Annotated in this window: 5 protein-coding genes (1 of these 5 cut by a window edge); 1 reads left to right on the top strand and 4 read right to left on the bottom strand. The window is 60.4% G+C overall.

Annotated elements, in window-relative coordinates:
• The 3 genes from rpoN to H1B31_RS03175 form a co-directional block, all read right to left on the bottom strand.
• Nucleotides 1–1262 carry the 5' portion of an RNA polymerase factor sigma-54 gene (gene rpoN, locus H1B31_RS03185; RefSeq protein WP_226372140.1) on the bottom strand. It extends 97 nt beyond the left edge of the window, so the window shows 1262 of its 1359 coding nt (coding positions 1–1262); its start codon is at nt 1260–1262; its stop codon lies off the left edge, out of view.
• A 27-nt stretch (nt 1263–1289) separates the two neighbouring features.
• Complete coding sequence (locus H1B31_RS03180) at nt 1290–2042, bottom strand: nucleoside/nucleotide kinase family protein (protein ID WP_185980878.1); 753 nt, start codon at nt 2040–2042, stop codon at nt 1290–1292.
• 420 nt (nt 2043–2462) lie between these two features.
• A complete protein-coding gene (locus H1B31_RS03175; protein WP_009440632.1) occupies nt 2463–4727 on the bottom strand; it encodes an anaerobic ribonucleoside triphosphate reductase in 2265 nt (754 codons plus the stop codon).
• A 206-nt stretch (nt 4728–4933) separates the two neighbouring features.
• Here H1B31_RS03175 and H1B31_RS03170 point away from each other — a divergent pair, with 206 nt between their 5' ends.
• Nucleotides 4934–5197: a hypothetical protein gene (locus H1B31_RS03170; protein WP_185980877.1), complete on the top strand. Its 264-nt coding sequence runs from the start codon at nt 4934–4936 to the stop codon at nt 5195–5197.
• A gap of 405 nt (nt 5198–5602) precedes the next feature.
• Here the strand turns inward: H1B31_RS03170 and csaB are convergent, their stop codons facing one another.
• A complete protein-coding gene (csaB, locus tag H1B31_RS03165) occupies nt 5603–6700 on the bottom strand; it encodes a polysaccharide pyruvyl transferase CsaB (protein WP_009440635.1) in 1098 nt (365 codons plus the stop codon).
• Between the last annotated feature and the right edge of the window lie 121 nt (nt 6701–6821).

Genomic DNA, 6821 nt, shown 5'->3' with positions numbered 1-6821 from the left:
ATCTCAGCGATGTGCGCGTCCGAGAGCGGTTTCGCCGCATCCTCTGCCGCGATGATAGCGCCGATCGCCGCGCGCACCTCTCCGGCGCTGTGCGCTCCCGCTTCCGTGCCGACGGCAGAGGAGAAGAACGATTTGAGCGGGACGAGTCCGCGCGGCAGGTCGATGTATTTGTTCGCAACGGCACGGCTGACGGTCGACTCGTGCATCCCGAGCGCCGCCGCGACGGTCTGCATCGTGAGCGGCCGCAGTGCCCCTGTCCCATGCAGGACGAAATCCGTCTGCCGCCGCACAAGCTCCTCCGCAACGCGGCGCAGGGTCTCGCCCCGCTGCTCGATGCTGCGGATGAGTGCGCGTGCCGCATAGATGCGCTGTGCGATGTAGTCGCGCGTCTCCGCATCCATCTCCGCCGTATTCCGATAGAGACGGGAGACGCGTAGGCGCGGCAGCTGCTCGTTGCAGACAGCGAGCTCAAATCGTCCGTCTGTCACCGTAAGCCGCACATCGGGGCGGATGTAAGCGGGCGCCTCCTTCCCATAGGCACTGCCGGGCTTGGGCGAGAACGTCCGCAGGATGTCGACAGCCGTCTGCACGTCGGCAAGTGCCGCGCCCTCCGCGTGTGCAATCGCACGATAACGCCCGTCCGCAACGGCGCGCAAATGCCGCTCGATCATGGCGCGCAGCAGCCCCTCATAGATGCCTGCCCGCTCTGCCTGCAGGCGCATGCACTCGGTGAGGTCACGTGCACCGATGCCCGCCGGCTCAAAGCTCTGCAAGATGCCGAGGATGTGCTCGACCTCTGCCTCATCCGCACCTGTCGCACGTGCCGCCTCGGCGAGCGGCACAACGAGATAGCCGCGCTCATCGAGCGAACCGACAAGGAAGACGGCAATGGCCTTTTCACGCAGATCGGCGAAGCGGATATCCACCTCGCGCAGAAGCTCCTCCTCGAGCGTGAGGGCAACCGGCGCAGAGAGCTCCCGCTGCTCGTGCGCAGTCTCCGCCTCATAGAAGTCATCAGCATCATAGGGCGCGGCGAAAAAATCCCGTTCCTCTGCAAGGGAGCGTTCCGCAGCCTCGTACGTGGAGGCCGACTCCTGCACAGGATCAGCGTCCTCCATCTCAAGGAGGGGATTCTCGAGAAAGGCGTGCTCAATCTCCTCCTGCAGCTCGGGTGTCGACAGCTGCAGGATGCGGATCGCCTGCTGCAGCTGCGCCGTCATCACGAGGCTCTGCGTCTGTTTGGTCTCCTGTGTCAGCCGCAAGGACAGCCCTCCTTTCATCGTTCTGCGCTATCCGCGCACGAAGTCGCCGTCTGCCTCCATGCGCCAGACCTCGTCAGCTGCTCCTGCGTGCGCCGCGAAGCGCAGGACATTCGGCGCGTCGCTTCTCTCGTAGAACGCTCTCGCGTCCTTCACCGAAAGCCCGCCCTGTACCTTGCGGGCGATGAGACGGTCACGCAGGAGTTCAGGCGACACGTCGATGCGGAGGGTGTAGTCGGCGAGGGCATGCAGATTGCACCACGGCTCCTCATCGAGCAGCAGCCAGTTCCCCTCGACGAGGAGAATGGGTGCATCCACTGTAAGCGCATCGAGACGCGGGTCGTGGATGCGGCGGTCATAGACGGGAAACGCCGTCACGCCCTTCTTTGCCGCGCGGAGCTTTTCCGCAAGCAGCGCCACGTCGAAGGTCTCGGGCGCACCCTTGATGTTTTTCAGCGGAATCTCCGCGCCGTCCCGCAGAATCGTATGCGCGGCAAGATAACTGTTCAGGTAGTGAAAGCCATCCATCCCGAGCGCCTGTGCGGGTGTCAGCACCGCGTGAATGCGCGTCAGCTCCTCGAGAAATTGAAGGAGGGTAGATTTGCCCGTCGCGGGCGGCGCAGCAAGAAACACGAGGATGCGGCATCCCGCTTTCCGCTGCATCTCCGTGAGGCGACGCAGCAGCGGCAGAAACAGCCCCTCCACCGTATCGGCGTTGTAGCGGATCTTCTGCGGCAGACCGTTCACCGTCATTGCGTAGCTGCGCCATCGTTTCTCGTGCATGAGGATCTCTCCTTTCATTGTTTTATTGTAGCAGAGAGTCGGGGGTTTGGAAATACTGAAATCCCTTGATTGACGGTGCATACGATACTTCAACTGCATCGTTCATGGCACCCCTTCCACCGCTTCGCGGTCCCCCTCCCCCGTGGCGATCAACGTCATCCAATCACACTTCGCTAACGCTTGTGTTCTTGGGACGTTTTCGCATACGACCTGTTGCCCAATCAGCTGTGTCCTTTCGGACTTGCTTCTTGGACAGGTCAGCAACGGGGGAGGCTTGGGAGAGCGGTATATGAACTTCCCCCGTCACAACGGGGAAGTGGCACACCATAGGCGTGACGATAGGGGCGCTTCGAACGAGCCGCACAAAAAGAGCTGCTGCACGAGTCAAAACAACTCATGCAGCAGCCCAAATATTCTATTTTAGTCCTTCATGCGCGGCACGGTCATGGTGCCGAAGGTATGCTCCTTGCGGTGGCAGTGCGGGCACTCGTTCTCGATCAGTCCCGTGTAGCCGCAGACAGGGTCGCGGTCGACGGGGTGGTTGATGGAGAAGTAGCCCATGTCCGCGTCGTGCATGGCGCGCACGACCTTCTCGAACGCCTTGACGTTCTTCGACGGGTCGCCGTCCATCTCGATGTAGGCGATGTGCCCCGCGTTCTCAAGCGCGTGGTACGGTGCCTCGATGCAGATCTTGTCGTACGCGCTGATGTCGTAGTAGACGGGGACATGACTGGAGTTCGTCATGTAGGAGCGGTCGGTGACGCCGGGGATGATGCCGTACGCCTTCTTGTTTGCACGCTGGAACTGTCCCGCTGTGCTCTCCGCCGGCGTGCCGAAGGTCGACCAGTTGCGGTGCTCCGCCTCGGTGTACGCATCGGTACACTCCCTCATGTGTCCGACGATCTTGAGCCCGAGCTCCTGCGCTGCCGCGCTCTCGCCGTGGTGCTTGCCCGTGAGGACGACCAGGCACTCGGCAAGCCCGCAGAATCCGATGGAGAAGGATGCGTGCTTGAGGAGATCCTTGATGGAGTCGACGGGGTTCGCCTTCTCGCTGTCGAGCCACACACCCTGTCCCATGAGGAACGGATAGTTGTAGACGTGCTTCTCCTCGATGATCTTCAATCGGTCGAGGAGGTAGTCATGACACAGCTCGATGTAGTAATCGTAGAGCTCCCAGAATTTATCGAGGTCGCCCTTCGCCTCGAGCGCAAGCTTCGGCAAATTGATCGTCGTAAAGGAGAAGTTGCCGCGGCTGCCCGACTGCTCGGGACCGTTGACGTTGCTCATGACGCGCGTGCGGCAGCCCATGGTCGCGACGCAGCTGTTGTAGTCGCCAGGCTTGTAGTACTGGAGGTTGTACGGCGCGTCGAGGTTGACGTAGTTCGGGAACAGTCGGCGCGCACTGACGCGGCAGGACTCGATGAAGAGGTCATAGTTCGGATCCTCGGGGTTGTAGTTGACGCCCGCCTTGAGCTGGAAGACGGAGATCGGGAAGATTGCCGTCTCGCCGTTGCCGAGCCCCTGCCAGATGGCGCTGAGCACCTCGCGGATGACGAGGCGTCCCTCGGGCGAGGTGTCCATGCCGTAGTTGATCGAGCTGAACGGCACCTGTGCGCCCGCGCGCGAGTGGAGCGTGTTGAAATTGTGGATGAGCGCCTCCATCGCCTGATGGGTCTCCTCCTCGACGCTCTCGCACGCAAGCTGATAGACGGTGTGTGCATCCGCCTCGAGTTCCTGTGCCACAGGCGTCTCGAACGCGGCGCTGTAGACAACGTTCAGCGCGCGCAGGAGTTCGGCACGCGCCTTCTCCGCGCGCTCATCATCCTGCTTCTCTGCATAGACGCAGACGGCAAAGTCGAGCTCTGCACGCAGTGCTTTCTTGAACGCCTCATGTGTGAAATGGCCGCGCCCAAGGCGGTAGAGCAGCGCCTTCCATGCCTCCTCGACAATCGCCTTGCGGAAGGACTTCTTCACGCCGTCCGCCATTGCGTAGTCAAACGCGTTGATGCTCTGCCCGCCGAACATATCGTTCTGGTTCGACTGGATCGCAATGCACGCGAGGCTCGCGTACGCGCGGATGGAGTTCGGCTCGCGCAGGAATCCGTGTCCCGTGGAGAAGCCGCCGCGGAAGAGTTTCAGCAGGTCGATCTGGCAACAGTTGAACGTGATGAGCGAGAAGTCCTTGTCGTGGATGTGGATGAAGTTCTCGCGGTCAGCGGTCGCATAGCGCTCGTCGAGGACGTAGTTGTCGACGAAGTGCTTCGCGCCCTCCGCGCCGAGCTTCAGCATGATGCCCATGGACGCGTCCGTGTTGATGTTCGCGTTGTCGCGCTTGAGGTCCGAGTCGACGGAGTCCGCGAAGAAGATGTCGCGGTAGCTCGCCATGAGGTGCTTCTGCGCAAGACGGCGCTGCGCATGGCGCTGGCGATACGTGATGTAGCGGCGCGCGATGTCGTAATGGCCGTGCGCGAGCAGCTGCTTCTCGACGAGATCCTGAATCTCCTCGACGCTGATCTCCGTGCGTGCACCGAACGCCTCCTCAACTGCCGTCGTCACCGCGTCGATCTCGAGCGCCGTCATCGGATGGACGTACTCCTTGCTCGCCGCCGCGATTGCATTGCGGATCTTCGCACGATCATAGGGCACGGCATGCCCCGCGCGCTTCGTCACCGTTGTCACTGTCATGTTTTGAACTCCTTTGTAAAACACTATATCTTGTGTTTATCATGTCGTTGTAGCAGAACATATTGTATCAGAGGATGAGGGAATTGGCAAGAAAATTTTGCGAGGGGTGCTCCCTTATTTTCCGATCCGCAAACTATACAGACAATTCTGAACCACGTTATGCTATAGGAAGAAATTTCCTCTGCAAAAAGAAAGGAGCTGTCCCCATGGGTCCCATCCTCTCCATCGGACTCATCGCCCTCCTACTCTCCACGGCGGGCTGCGCGAATCCCGTCACCAAGGTGATCGACAAGCTGACGGATGATGAGCCCGCCACTTCGCAGCAAACGACAGAGAGCGCCCCTGCACCCGCACAGACGCAGACACAGGGGCAGCCCACCGCGCAGCAGCAGAACGCCGCCCTCGCCGCACAACAAGCGCAGCCCGCAGCGCCTGCATCCGCATGCACAACAGCGATCTCCTCACGTTGAAGTCACAGATTGATGTCGGTACGCAGGTGGCAATCGAAGAGTAAGAGCATACAAAAAGCCGCCCCCTTGCATGGAGATGGCTTTTGTGTAGAAAATCTGTTTGTGTTTTTTCGTGCCACAGTGTATAGTGCAAATGAAACGTCCTTGGGCGGGAGCAATCTCGCGGCGGTGTCTTTCCCCCGAAGGGGGGTGAGCGGATATGTCTGAGATTGGAGCGATTCTTTTTTGATCGTTGCCACAGGCTACATGCTCGCGATGACAAAAAAGTAACCGCCCATTCCCACAAATGAGCGGTTATAGATCATAACTTAGCGACTTTGGAAAGATGCCGTCATAGGACGTTTCTTTCTGTTTTCATTATAGCAACGATTGTATTGATTGACAAGAAGAAAATGCAACGAGAAATTACAATTTTTTCCGCACAAGCCCCATCGCGAGCTCTGCGTTGCGCGCCGCGAGTCCCCGCATCTGTGTGAGGAGGTCGGCGTTCGCCGCCGTGAATTCGTGACGCGCCGCCCATTTGCGGCGCACCTCCTTCAGGACGCTCGCAGTCGTAATGTCCTGCAGATCGTTGACGGGCTTCTCGCCGATGGAGCGGAGGAAGCGGTCGACCTTCGGATCATATGAGATGCCGATCATGGGAACGCCCATGACGCCCGCAAAGATGAGGGCGTGCAGACGCACGCCGATCATGAGATCCATGTTTGCGACGAGGGAGAGCAGCTCACTCGTACTGTACTCATCCGCGAGGACGGTGCACTCCTCCTGCGTCCATGCGGCAACGGTCTTTGCCGTCTTTACATCCTCGGGGTACTGCATGGGCAGGAAGATGACGCGCGCGCCGAGTTCGCGTACAACAGCATCGCTGATCTCGGCGAGGATTTCCTTGTAGTGCTGCCAGCCCTGCCAGTCGCGCACGGAGATGCCGACAACGGGCTTTGCCCCATCTGCGCCGCAGCTGCTGAGGATGGCGCGCCCCGCCTCACGGCCGACGGGATGGATGCCGAGTACGGGATCCGCCGTGCATTCCATCGGCGGGCGCGTGATGCCGAGGCGGCGCAGCTCCGCCATCGAACCCTCGTCACGCACGGTGATGAGCGAGACGCGGTTGCCGAGCCAGCGCATGCAGTGGCAGGCAAAACGCCCCGTGACAGGGCCAATGCCCTGCGCATACAGCATGACCTTTTTCCCGAGGAGGAGGGCAAGCAGGATAATGCCCATGTAGTAGTAGAGGCTGCGACGACTTGTGACGTTCTGCAGGAGGCTACCGCCGCCGCTGATGAGGAGGTCGGCGCGGCGCAGTGCACCGAGGATGCCGCCCATGTCAAAGGAGCCGACAGCGTGCACGCCGTGCCGGCGCTCGGTGTCAGCAGGGTCGGCGGTGATGACGGTGATATGAAGTTCCGGGTCCAAATCCGCGAGTACCTCGAGCATCGCCGCGAGCATGGCTTCATCGCCTGCGTTCTTTGCCCCGTAGTACCCCGATACAACGATCCGCTTCATCGGGTAGAATGCCCTCCGTTCCGTTTCCCATTCCTATGATTGCTTCCCCCGCTGCGGCAGGGAAGGCTTTGTTATACGGTATTGCCGTACAAAATGATGCGATGCTCTGAGCGAACCCTAG

It is taken from the genome of Selenomonas timonae, from assembly GCF_014250475.1.
Lineage (GTDB): Bacteria > Bacillota > Negativicutes > Selenomonadales > Selenomonadaceae > Centipeda > Centipeda timonae.
Note: the sequence above shows the minus strand (reverse complement) of the source record. Positions and strands in the feature narration are given on the sequence as shown.

What these genes read in the sequence shown, in the direction of transcription:
- csaB (WP_009440635.1), bottom strand. Translation starts at nt 6,700, where the DNA reads ATGAAGCGGATCGTTGTATCGGGGTACTACGGGGCAAAGAACGCAGGC.
- H1B31_RS03180 (WP_185980878.1), bottom strand. Translation starts at nt 2,042, where the DNA reads ATGCACGAGAAACGATGGCGCAGCTACGCAATGACGGTGAACGGTCTG.
- H1B31_RS03175 (WP_009440632.1), bottom strand. Translation starts at nt 4,727, where the DNA reads ATGACAGTGACAACGGTGACGAAGCGCGCGGGGCATGCCGTGCCCTAT.
- H1B31_RS03170 (WP_185980877.1), top strand. Translation starts at nt 4,934, where the DNA reads ATGGGTCCCATCCTCTCCATCGGACTCATCGCCCTCCTACTCTCCACG.